The sequence below is a fragment of the Streptomyces sp. SudanB182_2057 genome, assembly GCF_964272715.1.
GTDB classification, from domain to species: Bacteria; Actinomycetota; Actinomycetes; order Streptomycetales; family Streptomycetaceae; genus Streptomyces; species Streptomyces rubradiris.
The window spans coordinates 7,095,916-7,109,391 of the sequence record NZ_OZ186798.1 but is presented as its reverse complement, the minus strand read 5'-3'; the positions used below and the strand labels follow the sequence as shown (position 1 = coordinate 7,109,391).

The following is a 13,476-nucleotide window of genomic DNA, read 5'->3' as shown; positions in this document are numbered from 1 at the left end:
GGTGGCGGGGGCGGCCGGGCGGGCCGGTGCGGGTGGCCGGACCCGGTCGTGCTCCGGCCGTCGGTTGATCGGCGACGGGTGTACGGCAGTAGGGTGACGCCCGTGGCACCACGACCGTTGCATGAAATCGTCGAACCGGGCTGGGCGAAGGCCCTCGAACCCGTCGCCGGACGGATCGCCGACATGGGCGACTTCCTGCGCGCGGAGATCGCCGCGGGACGCACGTACCTCCCGTCCGGACCGAACGTCCTGCGGGCCTTCCAGCAGCCCTTCGACGAGGTACGGGTCCTGATCGTCGGTCAGGACCCGTACCCCACCCCCGGGCACGCGGTGGGGCTGTCGTTCTCCGTGGCCCCGGAGGTACGACCGCTGCCGCCCAGCCTGATCAACATCTTCCGCGAGCTGCACAGCGACCTCGGGCTGCCGCAGCCGTCCACCGGGGATCTCACCCCGTGGACACAGCAGGGCGTCCTGCTGCTCAACAGGGCGCTGACCACCGCGCCGCGCAGCCCGGGGGCGCACCGCGGCAAGGGCTGGGAGGAGGTCACCGAGCAGGCGATCCGGGCCCTGGCGGCACGCGGCAAGCCGCTGGTGTCCATCCTGTGGGGCCGCGACGCCCGCAATCTGCGTCCGCTGCTCGGCAGTCTGCCGGCGGTGGAGTCCGCGCACCCCTCGCCGATGTCGGCCGACCGCGGCTTCTTCGGCTCGCGCCCGTTCAGCCGGGCCAACGACCTGCTGATCCAGCAGGGCGGACAGCCGGTGGACTGGCGTCTGCCGTGACGGCCGCGGGGTATCTCGCCGTGGACTCCGGCGGTTCCGGCCTCCGGGTCGCCGTCGGTGTGCCCGGGCGGGAGCCCTCGGCGCGGGGGGAGACCCGGGAACCGGTCCGTACCGGTGTCCGGGGCATCGACCCCGCCCACCTGATGGCCCAGCTCGTCCCGGTGGCCCGCTCGCTGGCCGTCGAGGCGGGACTCGACGCCCTGCCCACGGCCGTCGTCGGCGCCGCCGGGTTCGCCAGCCTGGGCGACGCCCTGCGCGCCGAACTGCCCGGCGCCCTCGCCCGGGAACTGGGCGTGCGTGCCGTGGCGCTGGCCGCGGACGCCGTCACCGCCTACGTCGGCGCCCTCGGGCCGCGTCCGGGCGCCGTGCTGGCCGCGGGCACCGGACTGATCGCCGTCGGCACGGATCTGACGGGCTGGCGGCGGGCCGACGGCTGGGGGCACCTGCTGGGCGACTGCGGGGGCGGCGCCTGGATCGGGCGGGCCGGTCTGGAGGCCGCGCTGCGCGCCCACGACGGCCGCGACGGCGGTTCCGCGCCACTGCTGGCCCGCGCCGAGGAGCGGTTCGGCCCGGTGCGCGGCCTGCCCGGCCTGCTGTATCCCCGGGCCGACCGGGCCGCCGTCCTGGCCTCCTTCGCGCCCGAGGTGGCCGCGTGCGCCGCGCACGACCCGGTCGCCGCGGACGTCCTGCGCGCGGCGGCCCGGCACATGGCCGACTCCGCCGCCGCCGTGTGCCCGTCCGGCGGCGCCCCCGAAGTGGCGCTGACCGGCGGGCTGTTCAAGATGGGCGACCCGCTGCTCGTACCGCTGCGCGAGGAGCTGGTCCGGCGGCTGCCGGATGCCCGGCAGGTGCCGGCCGAGGGGGACCCGCTGCACGGGGCGGTGCGGATCGCGACGGATCTGGCGACGGACCGGCTCACCCTGCCGGGGGAACCGGCGCTTCTGTACGTGGTGCGCGAGCGGAACGACTGAGGTCCCGTTCGGGCGGTTCCGTCCCGGTGCCGGGTCATGCGTCCGGCATGTGCCCGGTCCGGGTGGTATCCGCGCGTAACTCATCAGACAAAACCGGACGGATACCGCTCACCTGCACCCTCCCCGAACGGAGGAGCTCACGAAACCAGTAACATGCGGCGCCATGAGCTCCCCCACTGGACCCGCGTCCGGCCTGCCCGTACGAATGCCGCGCCCCCGCCAGCCCGGACGGCACCGCCGCCCGGAACCGCTGGTGGCTCCCGAGGGCGCGCCCGCGCTCGTCCTCGCGGTGCCCGGCGCGCCCAGCGCCGGCACGCGCGGCCTCGCCGAGGAGGTCGTGAGCATCGCCCGCTCGGAGCTGCCCGGCCTGGACGCCCGGATCGGGTACGTGGACGGGGACGACACCGAGTTCCCCGCGCTCCGCTCCGTGCTGGCGCGCGCCGGCGAGGAGCGCACCGCGCGGTACGAGCAGGCGGTCGCCGCCGGCATCGAGGGGGTCACGGAGCCCGAGGGGCCGGCCGCCGTCGTCGTTCCGCTGCTGGCCGGTCCGGACAGCGCGCTGCTGCGGCGGATCCGGCAGGCCGTGATGGACAGCCGGGTCGCCGCCGAGCTGACCGACGTCCTCGGCCCGCACCCGCTGCTCGCCGAGGCGCTGCACGTGCGGCTGTCCGAGGCGGGCCTGGCCCGTGCCGACCGCGCCCGGCTGTTCACCGTGGCCACCGCCGCCGACGGCATCATCCTGGCGTCCGTGGGCGGCGAGGAGGCCGTGCAGGCGGCCGGGATCACCGGCATGCTGCTCGCCGCGCGGCTGGCCGTGCCGGTGATGGCGGCGGCCCTGGACCAGGAGGGCTCGATCGCGTCCGTGGCCGAGCAGCTGCGTTCCGCGGGTTCGCAGCAGCTGGCCCTGGCGCCGTACCTGATCGGCCCGGAGATCGACCCGGAGCTGCTCGCCGCGGCGGCCGAGGAGGCGGGCTGCGCGACGGCCGAGGCGCTGGGCGCGTACCCGGCGGTCGGCAAGCTCGCGCTCGCCAAGTACACGACGGCGCTGGGCATCGCCCCGCAGCAGCCGCAGGGCGTCCCGGTCCGCTGATCCGCCGGCCACCGGCGCCGGCAGGGCTCGCGTACGACACGGGGCCCGCTCCTTCCCGGAGCGGGCCCGTCGCCGTACCCGGGCGGCGCGGCGCCACCCGGGCGGTCCGCTCCGGTCCTCAGCCGAAGACGACGCAGGAGGCGGCGGCGACCCGCACCGAGCCGTCGTAGCGGGGGATGCCCGTCGCCGGGTCCACGGCGAACCAGGAGACGTCGCCGGAGCGCTCGTTGGCCGCGTAGAGGAAGCCGTCGTGTTCGGCCAGCGCGCGCGGCCAGTGCCCGCCGCAGGGCACCGTGCCGGTCAGCCGGAGCCCGTCCGCCTCGACGGCGAGGACCGACAGGACGTCCTCGCCGCGGGTCGCGGTCCACACGAAGCGGCCGTCGGGCGAGACGACGATGCCGGAAGGGTAGGCGTCGCCGGCCGGCGCGTCGCGCAGCACGGGGACCTCGGTCAGGGGCCTGAGCGTGCCGCGCTCGGCGTCCCAGCGGCACACCGTGACCGTGGGGGTCAGTTCGTTGACCACGTAGGCGTGGCCGCCGTCCGGATGGAAGGCGAGGTGGCGCGGGCCGGAGCCGGGGCGCAGGGCGAACTCGCGGTGCACGGCGGGGCTGCCGTCCACCAGGGTGCACACCCGGACCGAGTCCGTCCCGAGGTCGACGCTGACGGCCCACCGGCCGCTGGGGTCGGGCTGCACCTGGTGGGCGTGCGGGCCGCGCTGGCGCCGGTCGTGCGGCCCGGAGCCGGTGTGCTGGAGCCGTCCGGAGGGCGCGCCGGCGAGCGAGCCGTCCGGGCGCAGGGGTACGGCGGTGACGCTGCCGCAGCCGTAGTTGGCGGTCAGCACGTGCCCGGCGTACAGGCCGAGGTGGGTGGGGCCGCTGCCGCCCACCGGCACCGGGGGGCCCGCGGGTTCCGGCCGGTCGCCGGTGACGCGGTAGGCGGCGACGGCCCCCTCGGAGGTCTCACTGACCGCGTAGAGGGTGTGCCCGTCCGGTGCGAGGGCGAGGTAGGAGGGGTCGGGAACGTCCTTGACGGCGGACAGCAGGGTGAGGGCCCCGCCGTCCGGCGCGACCTCGGCGGTCACCAGTCCGGGGCCGCCCGCCGCCGTGAACGATCCGATGAACGCCCGGCGCCTGCCCGCCCTGCCGTCCCCTGCCACCGCTGTCCCCTCTCGGTCGAGCCCGTCGAGCCGGTCCGGGGCCGACGGTAGCAGCCCCCGCCACGCGGTCTAGACCAAGGGGCGGGGCAGGGCGGTTCGTGCCGGGGCGCTCAGGCTCCGACCAGCCGGGACCGGGACGGCGGGCGCAGCGGCTCCGCGAGGTCGGCGAGGGCGCGCTCCAGGCCGTGCAGATGGGCGAGGGCGGGTTCGACGGGCGGTTCGGCGGGGTGCGCGACGGGTTCGGCGCGGCCGGCGGTGAGGGCCTCGACGGCCGCCTCCACCCGCCAGCAGGCGGCGGCGAGACGGGCGTCGTGCGAGGCCACGGGGTCGGCGGCGATCGCGACCAGGCCGTGGACCTCGCGGGCACAGTCGTCGAGCAGCGCCAGCACCCGGCGGGCCCGCGCCTTGCGGGCCGGCATCGGGTTCAGCGGGTGCACCAGCGGCGCCACCGACAGCCGTACCCGGCCGAGCAGCTGCTCCAGTTCGGCGACGCGCGGGGCGGGGTCGGCCGCGGCGGAGCCGGCCAGCCGGGCCGCGGCCTCGGCGGTGCAGGCGTGCACGCAGCGCAGGGCCCGCTGGATCCAGGCGTCGGTGGTGGCGTGCGTGGTGACCGGGAGCACGAACAGGACGGCGAGCGCGGCACCGAGCGCGCCGACCCCGGTCTCGGCGAGCCGCAGCGCGAGCAGTCCGGGGCTGAGGACGCCGAGCAGGCCGTAGAGGGAGGTGGCGAGCAGGGTCACCCAGAGCATCATCCAGGTGTAGGAGACGGCGGCGGTGTAGAAGATGCCGAAGACGCAGACGGCGACGAGGACCGCCGTCGGGACGGGCGCGCCGTGCACGGGGACGGCGACGAGGAGGCCCAGGCCGATGCCGAGCACCGTGCCGAGGACCCGGCGGAAGCCGCGGACCAGGGTCTCGCCGCGCGAGGCGGTGTTGACGAAGATCCACCAGGTGGCGCCGACGGCCCAGTACCAGCGCTGTCCCGACACCAGCTGCCCCAACACGAGCGCGAAGCCGGCCCCCGCGGTCGCCTGGACGGCCTGCCGGGTGGTCAGCCGGGCGAGGCCGGTGCCGCCGAGCGGGGCGGGCGGGGCGGCGGCCGGGGTGAGCCGGCGCTCGTAGCACCACAGGCCGAAGCGGACGCCGGCCGCCGCGAGCACGGAGAGCAGCACGGCGGCGTACAGCTCGGGCAACTGGTCCGGGGTGGCGTGCAGGAACTGGGCCACGAAGAAGGTCATGAAGGCGAACACGCCGAGGCTGTGCCCGCGCGGGCCCCACCGCCGGGCGTAGACGCCGGCGCCGGTGACGGCCAGGAAGGTCAGGTCCCGGGCCACGGGGTGGTCGTGCAGTCCGGCCGCGGCGGCGAGCACCGGGACGCCCACGACGGGCAGCAGGGCGGTGGTGACCGCCTGGCCGCGCACGGTCGGGTCGGCGACGGTGAACAGCGCGAGCAGCGCGGCGAGCCCCCCGGTGACCGCTCCGGGGAGGGAGTGCCCGGCCAGTCCGCAGACCACGACCGCCAGCCCGATGCCGAGGACGGCCCGCGCGGCGAAGCGCAACCGCGCCCGCCCTGGGTCCGGTGCCACGAACATCCTCTTCAGCACTGCTGCCCTCCCCTGGGAACACCGATACGGAGACCGACACGGAAATGGCGCCGCGGGGATCCGCAGCGCCATTGACACGTCCATGAGAGCATCACCGGGGTCACTGGCTCAAGTGTCCCCCATTCAGCCGGACCATTGGCCCAGTACAAACACCGGCTCTCCACCCTCCCGAATGCCAACGGGCCAGGTCGGAGGGCGTACGGTCCTCCACCTCGGCTGGGCCATTGGTACAGTCGTCCATCATGGCCGTGGACGAACTCGACACCCGCATCCTGCGACTGCTCCTGGAGCAGCCGCGCACCAGCGTGCGCGAGTACGCCCGCATCCTCGGCGTGGCCCGCGGCACCCTCCAGGCCCGCCTGGACCGGATGGAGCGGGACGGCGTGATCACCGGCACCGGCCCCTCCCTCTCCGCCGCCGCGCTGGGCCATCCGGTGCTGGCGTTCGTGCACATCGAGGTCACCCAGGGACACCTGGACGACGTGGGGGACGCGCTGGCCGCCGTGCCGGAGATCGTGGAGGCCTTCTCGATCACCGGCGGCGGGGATCTGCTGGCCCGCGTGGTGGGCCGGGACAACGCGCACCTGGAGGACGTGATCCAGAAGCTGATCAGCCTCCCGGGCGTGGTCCGCACCCGCACCGAGGTGGCGCTGCGCGAGCGGGTGCCGTACCGGCTGCTGCCCCTGGTGGAGTCGGTCGGCCGGTCGACGGCACGCGGCTGACGGTTGGCATGCTGGGCGCCATGAACGATCTCGGCACCCTCTCGGTCATCTTCGATCTCGACGGAACGCTCGTGGACAGCGAGCCGAACTACTACGAGGCGAGCCGGCAGACCCTGGCCGCCCACGGCGTCCCCGGTTTCACCTGGGCGGACCACGAGACCTACGTGGGCATCAGCACCCGGGAGTCGGTGCTGATCTGGCGGGAGCGCTACGGCCTGCGCGCCTCGGTACCGGAGTTGCTGGCCGAGACGAACCGCCGCTATCTGGACCTGGCCCGCACCCGCACCCGCGCGTACCCGGAGATGCGCGCGTTCGTGGAGCTGCTGGCCGCCAGGGACGTCCCCATGGCGGTGGCCTCGGGCTCCTCCCCCGAGGCCATCGAGGCCGCCCTCTCCGGCACCGGCCTCGCCGCCCACCTGCGGACGACGGTCTCGGCCGACGAGGTCCCCCACGGCAAGCCGGCCCCCGACATCTTCCTCGAGGCGGCCCGCCGCCTCGGCACACCCCCGGCCGACTGCGTGGTCATGGAGGACGCGGCCCCCGGCGCCGCCGCGGCCCACGCGGCCGGCATGCGCTGCGTCGCCCTCCCGTACGTCCCCGCCCAGGCGGACGCCCCCGAGTTCGCCACCGCGTCACTGCTGCTGCGCGGCGGTCAGGCGGACTTCAGGGCGGAGGCGGCGTACGCGTGGCTGCGCGACGGGGGCCGCTGAAACAGCGCGGACCTCGAAGGCGGCGTACGCGTCGTGACTCGGCGCCGTAGCCGGCCCGCCCGGCCGGATACACGCTCACTACTCGCTGGAGCCGGCCCGCGGCGTCCCGTACGGTCGGCCCATGATGGTCAGAACGGGCGACCCCCGCGGTCTCGGCGTCCCTTCCTCCGAGGCACGGTTGCGCTTCGATACGGAACCGCAGGAAACAGGCGGCGGGCCGCGGCGCCGCTTGCTCATGGTCGACGACGAGCCTGCCTTCGAGCTCAGCTTCTACTGCGGAACGTGCCCGCTCCTGTTCCGCCGGCTGGAGGGCGCGCGCGAGAAGTTGTCCCTGGAGAGCGTGCGGGAGCGGCTCACCGGCGCACTGGACGATCCGGACGACGGCGGTGTGATCGACGCGTTCGGTGCGCTGCTGCCGGAAGGCGAGTACCTTCCGCTGCTCCTGAGCGTGGAACCCCGGCTGACCGTCCCGGGGAAGGAAGGTGACTACTTCAGCGGCGAACAGGTCACGACGTGGGGGATCGATCAGTTCTGGGGCCTGCCCGAGTACCCGCACACCCCGTACTACCGGACCTTCGAGACCGCGGTCGCCGCGGACGCCCACCTCTACGAGTTCGTCGTGCCCATGGTTCCCCCGACCTGGAACGAGAGGGAGCGTGTCGAGGAGTACGTCGCGCTCATGGGACGGGGAACGGTCCCCACGGCGGTGGCGGTCTCCACGCTGGACGTCTGTCAGCCCGCCCTCGACTTGGGAGACGACCCTTCCGCGCACTGGGGCCTGACGCACTTCCTCCTCGACGGCCACCACAAACTGGAGGCCGCTGCCACAGCCGGCCGGCCGGTGCGGCTCCTCTCGCTCCTGAATCTGGACGAGAGCCTGGCCGGAGCGGAAGACCGCGCCCGGCTGCCCGCCCTGCGCACCCAGCCCCGCTCCGCCCGGGCGACCGGATAGGCGCCCCGACAGATCCTGCCCGCGTCGGCCAAGAGGCGGACCCTCCTTTCCCGCGCCCGCGCAGACCGACTGGGACGTTCGGTCACACGCGTGGCCGCGCGACGGGGCCCGCCGATCGGCCCCGCTACGGACGGGCCCTCTGGACGTGCGCGGTCGACCTTGGCTGCATAGCGTGACCCCATGAGCACAGTCCAGGCACGGCCCGCCCCCGACGAGCGGCGGTGGAAGGCGCTCGGGGTCTGTCTGGCGGCGGGATTCATCTCGCTCCTCGACACCTCGATCGTGAACGTGGCGCTGCCCTCCCTGGAACACGGGCTGGGGGCCTCCGAGGCGGTCCAGTCCTGGGTGGTCTCCGGGTACGCCCTCACCTTCGGGCTGGCGCTGGTGCCGGCCGGCCGGCTGGGCGACATGCGCGGCCGGCGTGAGGTCTTCCTGGTCGGCCTCGCCCTCTTCACGGTGGCCTCGCTGGCGTGCGGGCTCGCCTCCGGCTCCGGCTGGCTGGTGGTGTTCCGGCTGATCCAGGGCACGGCGGCGGGCATGGTCGCGCCGCAGACCTCGGGGCTGATCCAGCAGATGTTCCAGGGCGCCGAGCGGGCCAAGGCCTTCGGCGTGCTCGGCACGGTCATCGGGGTGTCGACGGCGGCGGGCCCGCTGGTGGGCGGGCTGCTGATCGACGCCGCCGGCACCGACGACGGCTGGCGCTGGGTGTTCTTCGTCAATCTGCCGATCGGGGTGGCCGCCTTCGTCGTGGGACTGCGGCTGCTGCCCCGCTACCCGGCGGCGGGCAAGCGCGAGGTGTTCGACCTGTTCGGGGTGCTGCTCCTCGGCGCGGGCGTGCTCGCGCTGATGCTGCCCCTGGTGCAGGAGCAGCAGTGGACCGGACGGGAGAAGTGGGCGCTGCTGCCGGTGGCGCTGGTGCTGCTGGGCGCGTTCTGGGTCTGGGAGCGCCGGCAGGGGCTGCTCGGGCGCGCCCCGCTGGTGGACCTGGGCCTGTTTTCCCTGCGTTCGTTCACGCTGGGCGCCCTGATCAGCCTCTGCTATTTCGCGGGCTTCACCACGGTCTTCTTCCTCTACGCCCTGTACCTCCAGAACGGCGTGGGCTACAGCGCGCTGGCGTCGGGGCTGACGGTCCTGCCGTTCGCGGCGGCCTCCGCGGTCGGGGCCGCCGCCGGCGGGCGGCTGGTGGTGCGGTTCGGCCGCAAACTGGTCGTCATCGGGCTGGGCGGTGTGGCCCTCGGGCTGCTCGGCGTGATGGCGGCGGTGGCCCTCGTCCCCGGGCCGAATCTGGGCTGGGCGTCGGCGCTGCCGCTGCTCGTCGGGGGCATCGGGTCCGGCCTGACGGTCTCCCCGAACACCACCCTCACGCTCACCCGGGTCCCCGTGCAGCGGGCGGGCGCGGCCGGCGGCGTCCTCCAGACGGGCCAGCGCGTCGGCTCGGCGGCCGGGATCGCGGTGGTGGGTTCGGTGTACTTCGCCCACCTCGCCAACCACGGCCGCACCGACACGGCGATGCAGCTGGGGCTGCTCTCCGCCGTGGGCATCATCCTGGTGGCCCTCCTACTGGCGGTCGCCGACCTGCGGGAACGCCATGTACGGCCCGAGCCGGAGAAGGCCGCGGAGCCGGCCGGACCGGGCCGGGGGGACGGCGGTGCCGTGGAGGGCGTACGGCCGGGTACGTGAGGAGGAGGCGGCCACCGGCGACGCCGGGCGCACCTCCGTGCCGCCTCCGGCAGGCCGGGCTCAGGACCTGCGGCGCGGCTTGCCCCGCTTGGCCGGTTTGGCCGGCCTTCCGCCGGTGCGGGCGCCCGCCGTGCGGCCCACGGGCTTCCCGGAGGACTTGGCCGACGACTTCGCCGCCGGCTTTCCCGCGGACTTCGATGCCTGCTTGCCGTTCTGCTGGGTGCCGCCCCGGTCGGAGCGCCCCGGCCGGGCGTCGGCCGCGGGTCGTTCCGTCGTACGGCCCCGGGTGCTGTTGACCGTACGGCCGCGGACGATGCCGATGAAGTCCTCCACCAGGTCGGTGGTGGCCTCCTCGGGCCAGGACAGGGCGACACCCGACTGCGGCGCGTCGACGACCGGGCGGTAGGTGAGGTCCCGGCGGTGGTACAGGCGGGCCAGCGACTGCGGTACGACCAGGAGGCCGACGTTCGCCGCCACCAGCTCGATGGCGTCCGGCGTCGTGGCGGGGCGCTCGAAGGCGGGTTCGCCCGGCGGGGCGGCCCAGTCGAAGACGTCGTCCAGGGGGTGGAGGAGCACCTCGTCGGCGAGGTCGGCCAGGGTCACCTCCTCCGCCGCCGTGATCAGGTGGTCCTTGGGGACCACGACCACCGTGGTCTCGGTGTACAGCGGGATCGCGCTGAAGTACGTGCGGTCGACCGGCAGCCGGACGAAGCCCGCGTCCGCCTCCCCCGCGCGCAGCACCCCGGGCGCCTCGGCGGCCGGGACCTGGACGAGGGTGAGCGGGATGCCGGGCAGCCGCTCGTTCCAGATCCTCACCCACTTGGCGGGCGTCACCCCGGGAACGTACGCGAGCCGGAACGACGGTGATTCCTCCGAGCCTGTCACCAGGCCAGACTACCGGCCGTCGGCGCCCGCCCGGTTCCCGCCGTGGTCGGCGCCCGCGCACACGGCCGATACCCTTGACCTCATGAAGTCGCAGCAGAGCACCCAGACGATGAAGCCCGCGACCGCGGCGAAGAAGCTGGGTGTGTACCTCCCCGCCACCCCCGCCTCCTTCCAGGAGGGTGTGGTCTCCCGCGCCGAGCTGAACGAGCTCCAGGCCAATCCGCCGGAGTGGCTGCGCGAGCTGCGGCTCAACGGTCCCCACCCGCGCCCGGTGGTGGCCGCGAAGCTGGGCGTGTCCATCGCGGGCCTGGCCCGGGGCGGGGTCACCGAGGCGCTGACCACCGAGCAGATCGAGGCGCTCAAGCAGGAGCGGCCCGAGTGGCTGGAGAAGGAGCGCGCCACCCAGGCCGAGGTCCGCAAGGAGGCCGCGCGGCTGAAGAACGCGAAGAAGGAGAAGGCGGACCAGGAGGACGCCCCCGAGCACCGCTGACCCGTCCGGCCCCGCCTCTTGGCGGGGCCGTTCCGTGCCGCCCCGGGAAGCCCGGCCGCCCCCGGGGTCTCAGCCCAGGAAGCTCAGCCGTACCCGGCGGTCGGGGTTGTCCTTGTTGGTGTCCACCAGGCACACCGACTGCCAGGTGCCGAGTTCCAGGCGTCCGCCGACCACCGGGAGGGTGGCGTGCGGCGGTACGAGGGCGGGCAGGACGTGATCGCGTCCATGGCCGGGGCTGCCGTGCCGGTGCTGCCAGCGGTCGTCGGCGGGCAGCAGGGTGTGCAGGGCCGCGAGGAGGTCGTCGTCGCTGCCGGCGCCCGTCTCGATCACGGCGATCCCGGCGGTGGCGTGCGGGACGAAGATGTTGAGCAGGCCGTCCCGGCCGGCCGCCGCCTCCCGCAGGAACTCCTCGCAGTCGGCGGTCAGATCGACGACACGTTCCCGGGTGCCGGTGGAGACGTGCAGCAGGCGCGTGGTGAAGGCATCGGACATGCCCCCATCCTGACCCATGCGCCGGTTTTCACACGCTCCGGCACCACCGATTTCTGATACGGCCGGTCCATAACACGAGACGCCGTTGACCTGTGCACGTCCACCTGGCTAGGTTCGGCGGCATGTCGCGTTCAGCCCTGCTCACCACGCGCGGTCACATCGACCTGCTGCGGGTGGCCTCCGCCGCGTGTCGCACCGGCCGCTGACGCCCTTCTCTCCCCCGCTTCCTCCGCCCGGACTCCGGGCCGCCCGCGCCTGCCCGTACGCACGCCTTGACCGCTCATCGACCTGAGCACGGGGGTGCGGCGCGGAGCCTTCCCTCCCCCCTGGAGCGTTCATGAGCATCAGCCACGCCCCACCCAACCCTCCATCGACCGACATTTCCGGTATCTCCGGTGCAGGGCACCCCGACGGGGACGCGTTCCCCGGTCTCCAGCCCGTCGTCCCCGCCTCCACCCGCCGCGCCCGGGTCCCCCGCTGGCTGCGCCGCACCACCGGCCCGCTCCTGCTGCTGGCCCTGTGGCAACTCCTCAGCGCCGCCGGGGTCCTGACCCCGGACGTGCTCGCCTCGCCGGGCCGGATCGCGCATGTCGGCTGGGACCTGGTGAGCGATGGTTCACTGCCGTCGGCCATGGCGACCTCGCTCCGGCGCGTCGCGCTCGGCCTGCTGTTCGGCACGGTGACCGGCACCGGACTCGCCCTGTTGGCGGGGCTGTTCCGGATCGGCGAGGACCTGGTGGACGCACCGGTGCAGATGCTGCGGACGGTGCCGTTCGTCGGCCTCATCCCGCTGTTCATCATCTGGTTCGGCATCGGCGAGGCCCCGAAGACCGCGATCATCACCCTCGGTGTCACCTTCCCGCTCTACCTCAACGTGTACGCGGGAATCCGCGGTGTCGACACCCAACTCATCGAGGCCGGTGAGTCGTTGGGGCTTACTCGGTGGGGCCTGGTACGGCACGTGGTACTGCCGGGCGCGCTGCCCGGGGCGCTGACCGGACTGCGTTACTCGCTCGGCATCGCCTGGCTCGCGCTCGTCTTCGCCGAGCAGGTCAACGCCGACGCCGGCATCGGCTTCCTGATGGTGCAGGCGCGGGACTTCCTGCGGACCGACGTGATCGTGGTCTGCCTGATCGTCTACGCCTTCCTCGGTCTGCTCGCCGACTTCATCGTCCGCTCCCTCGAAAGGCTGCTGCTGCAATGGCGACCGACGTTCACCGGACGGTGACCGGGCCCGCGGTCCACGTCGAGGGGCTGTCCCGCTCCTTCGACGGCCGCGCGGTCATCGACGGCCTGCGACTCGACATCGCGCCCGGCGAGTTCGTGGCCCTGCTCGGCCGCAGCGGCTGCGGCAAGTCGACCCTGCTGCGCATCCTCGCGGGCCTGGACCGGGACATCGAGGGCACCGCGCTGGTCCCGCGCCGCCGGGCCGTCGCCTTCCAGGCGCCCCGGCTCATGCCCTGGAAGAAGGTGTGGCGCAACGTTCTGCTCGGGCTGCCCGGCAGGCCCGAACGCGCGGTGGCAGAGCGGGTGTTGGACGAGGTCGGCCTCGGCCACCGCGTCGGCGCCTGGCCCAAGACGCTCTCCGGCGGCGAGGCCCAGCGCGCCTCCCTCGCCCGCGCCCTGGTGCGCGAACCCGATCTGCTGCTGCTGGACGAGCCGTTCGGCGCGCTCGACGCGCTCACCCGGATCCGGGCCCAGCGCCTGGTCGGGGAGGTCTGGCAGCGCCGGGGCTGCGCGGTGCTGCTGGTCACGCACGACGTCGAGGAGGCGGTGCTGCTCGCCGACCGCGTGCTGGTCATGGACCACGGCCGGATCGCCCACGAGCAGGTCATCGACCTCGACCGGCCGCGTGAGATCACCGATCCCCGGTTCGCCGAGCTGCGCGCCCGGCTGCTCGGACTGCTCGGCGTCGACACCACCGCCGAAACCGCCTGATCCCCG

Annotated in this window: 15 protein-coding genes; 11 read left to right on the top strand and 4 right to left on the bottom strand. The window is 74.5% G+C overall.

Translation table 11 applies throughout. From position 1 onward, the window contains the following. The first annotated feature begins 102 nt into the window (after positions 1 to 102). The 3 genes from ACSURM_RS31680 (at position 103) to ACSURM_RS31670 (ending at position 2,841) form a co-directional block, all read left to right on the top strand. Entirely contained in the window at positions 103 to 780 is a 678-nt protein-coding gene (locus tag ACSURM_RS31680) for a uracil-DNA glycosylase (RefSeq protein ID WP_359049836.1), read from the top strand. Further along, entirely contained in the window at positions 777 to 1,751 is a 975-nt protein-coding gene (locus ACSURM_RS31675) for an N-acetylglucosamine kinase (RefSeq protein WP_436959185.1), read from the top strand. The genes ACSURM_RS31680 and ACSURM_RS31675 overlap by 4 nt, the downstream gene beginning before the upstream one ends. Positions 1,752 to 1,914: 163 nt before the next feature. Beyond that, positions 1,915 to 2,841: a sirohydrochlorin chelatase gene (locus tag ACSURM_RS31670; protein ID WP_436959184.1), complete on the top strand. Its 927-nt coding sequence runs from the start codon at positions 1,915 to 1,917 to the stop codon at positions 2,839 to 2,841. Positions 2,842 to 2,959: 118 nt separating this feature from the next. Here ACSURM_RS31670 and ACSURM_RS31665 read toward each other — a convergent pair whose 3' ends face one another. Together ACSURM_RS31665 and ACSURM_RS31660 are read right to left on the bottom strand one after the other, a co-directional pair. Beyond that, positions 2,960 to 3,997 (bottom strand): lactonase family protein, encoded by a 1,038-nt coding sequence (locus ACSURM_RS31665; RefSeq protein ID WP_436959183.1) that lies wholly within the window; start codon positions 3,995 to 3,997, stop codon positions 2,960 to 2,962. Positions 3,998 to 4,107: 110 nt separating this feature from the next. After that, on the bottom strand, positions 4,108 to 5,601 hold the full coding sequence (locus ACSURM_RS31660) for an FUSC family protein (protein ID WP_436959182.1): 1,494 nt from the start codon (positions 5,599 to 5,601) through the stop codon (positions 4,108 to 4,110). Positions 5,602 to 5,843: 242 nt separating this feature from the next. On the opposite strand from ACSURM_RS31660, the gene ACSURM_RS31655 reads away from it, so the two are divergent. The 4 genes from ACSURM_RS31655 to ACSURM_RS31640 all read left to right on the top strand — a co-directional run bounded on the left by ACSURM_RS31655 (position 5,844) and on the right by ACSURM_RS31640 (position 9,665). Then, positions 5,844 to 6,323 (top strand): Lrp/AsnC family transcriptional regulator, encoded by a 480-nt coding sequence (locus ACSURM_RS31655; RefSeq protein WP_436959181.1) that lies wholly within the window; start codon positions 5,844 to 5,846, stop codon positions 6,321 to 6,323. A gap of 20 nt (positions 6,324 to 6,343) precedes the next feature. Continuing rightward, complete coding sequence (locus tag ACSURM_RS31650) at positions 6,344 to 7,033, top strand: HAD family hydrolase (protein ID WP_436959180.1); 690 nt, start codon at positions 6,344 to 6,346, stop codon at positions 7,031 to 7,033. Between the two features lie 121 nt (positions 7,034 to 7,154). Continuing rightward, entirely contained in the window at positions 7,155 to 7,985 is an 831-nt protein-coding gene (locus ACSURM_RS31645; RefSeq protein WP_436959179.1) for a hypothetical protein, read from the top strand. A 180-nt stretch (positions 7,986 to 8,165) separates the two neighbouring features. After that, positions 8,166 to 9,665, top strand: a complete 1,500-nt coding sequence (locus tag ACSURM_RS31640) for an MFS transporter (protein WP_436959178.1) — start codon at positions 8,166 to 8,168, stop codon at positions 9,663 to 9,665. A gap of 60 nt (positions 9,666 to 9,725) precedes the next feature. Here ACSURM_RS31640 and ACSURM_RS31635 read toward each other — a convergent pair whose 3' ends face one another. Continuing rightward, on the bottom strand, positions 9,726 to 10,550 hold the full coding sequence (locus ACSURM_RS31635) for a LysR family substrate-binding domain-containing protein (protein WP_436959177.1): 825 nt from the start codon (positions 10,548 to 10,550) through the stop codon (positions 9,726 to 9,728). An 82-nt stretch (positions 10,551 to 10,632) separates the two neighbouring features. Between ACSURM_RS31635 and ACSURM_RS31630 the strand changes: the two genes are divergently transcribed. Further along, complete coding sequence (locus tag ACSURM_RS31630) at positions 10,633 to 11,040, top strand: DUF5997 family protein (protein WP_436959176.1); 408 nt, start codon at positions 10,633 to 10,635, stop codon at positions 11,038 to 11,040. Positions 11,041 to 11,109: 69 nt separating this feature from the next. Here ACSURM_RS31630 and ACSURM_RS31625 read toward each other — a convergent pair whose 3' ends face one another. After that, positions 11,110 to 11,532 carry a secondary thiamine-phosphate synthase enzyme YjbQ gene (locus ACSURM_RS31625; protein ID WP_289965876.1) on the bottom strand — a complete coding sequence of 141 codons (423 nt, stop codon included), beginning with the start codon at positions 11,530 to 11,532 and terminating at the stop codon, positions 11,110 to 11,112. A 122-nt stretch (positions 11,533 to 11,654) separates the two neighbouring features. Between ACSURM_RS31625 and ACSURM_RS31620 the strand changes: the two genes are divergently transcribed. The 3 genes from ACSURM_RS31620 (at position 11,655) to ACSURM_RS31610 (ending at position 13,470) form a co-directional block, all read left to right on the top strand. Beyond that, positions 11,655 to 11,738: a putative leader peptide gene (locus tag ACSURM_RS31620; RefSeq protein ID WP_350968097.1), complete on the top strand. Its 84-nt coding sequence runs from the start codon at positions 11,655 to 11,657 to the stop codon at positions 11,736 to 11,738. A gap of 131 nt (positions 11,739 to 11,869) precedes the next feature. Then, the gene (locus tag ACSURM_RS31615; RefSeq protein WP_436959175.1) at positions 11,870 to 12,760 is read left to right on the top strand and encodes an ABC transporter permease; all 891 of its coding nucleotides are present in this window, start codon (positions 11,870 to 11,872) and stop codon (positions 12,758 to 12,760) included. Beyond that, positions 12,733 to 13,470, top strand: a complete 738-nt coding sequence (locus ACSURM_RS31610) for an ABC transporter ATP-binding protein (protein ID WP_436959174.1) — start codon at positions 12,733 to 12,735, stop codon at positions 13,468 to 13,470. The genes ACSURM_RS31615 and ACSURM_RS31610 overlap by 28 nt, the downstream gene beginning before the upstream one ends. Positions 13,471 to 13,476 lie beyond the last annotated feature (6 nt).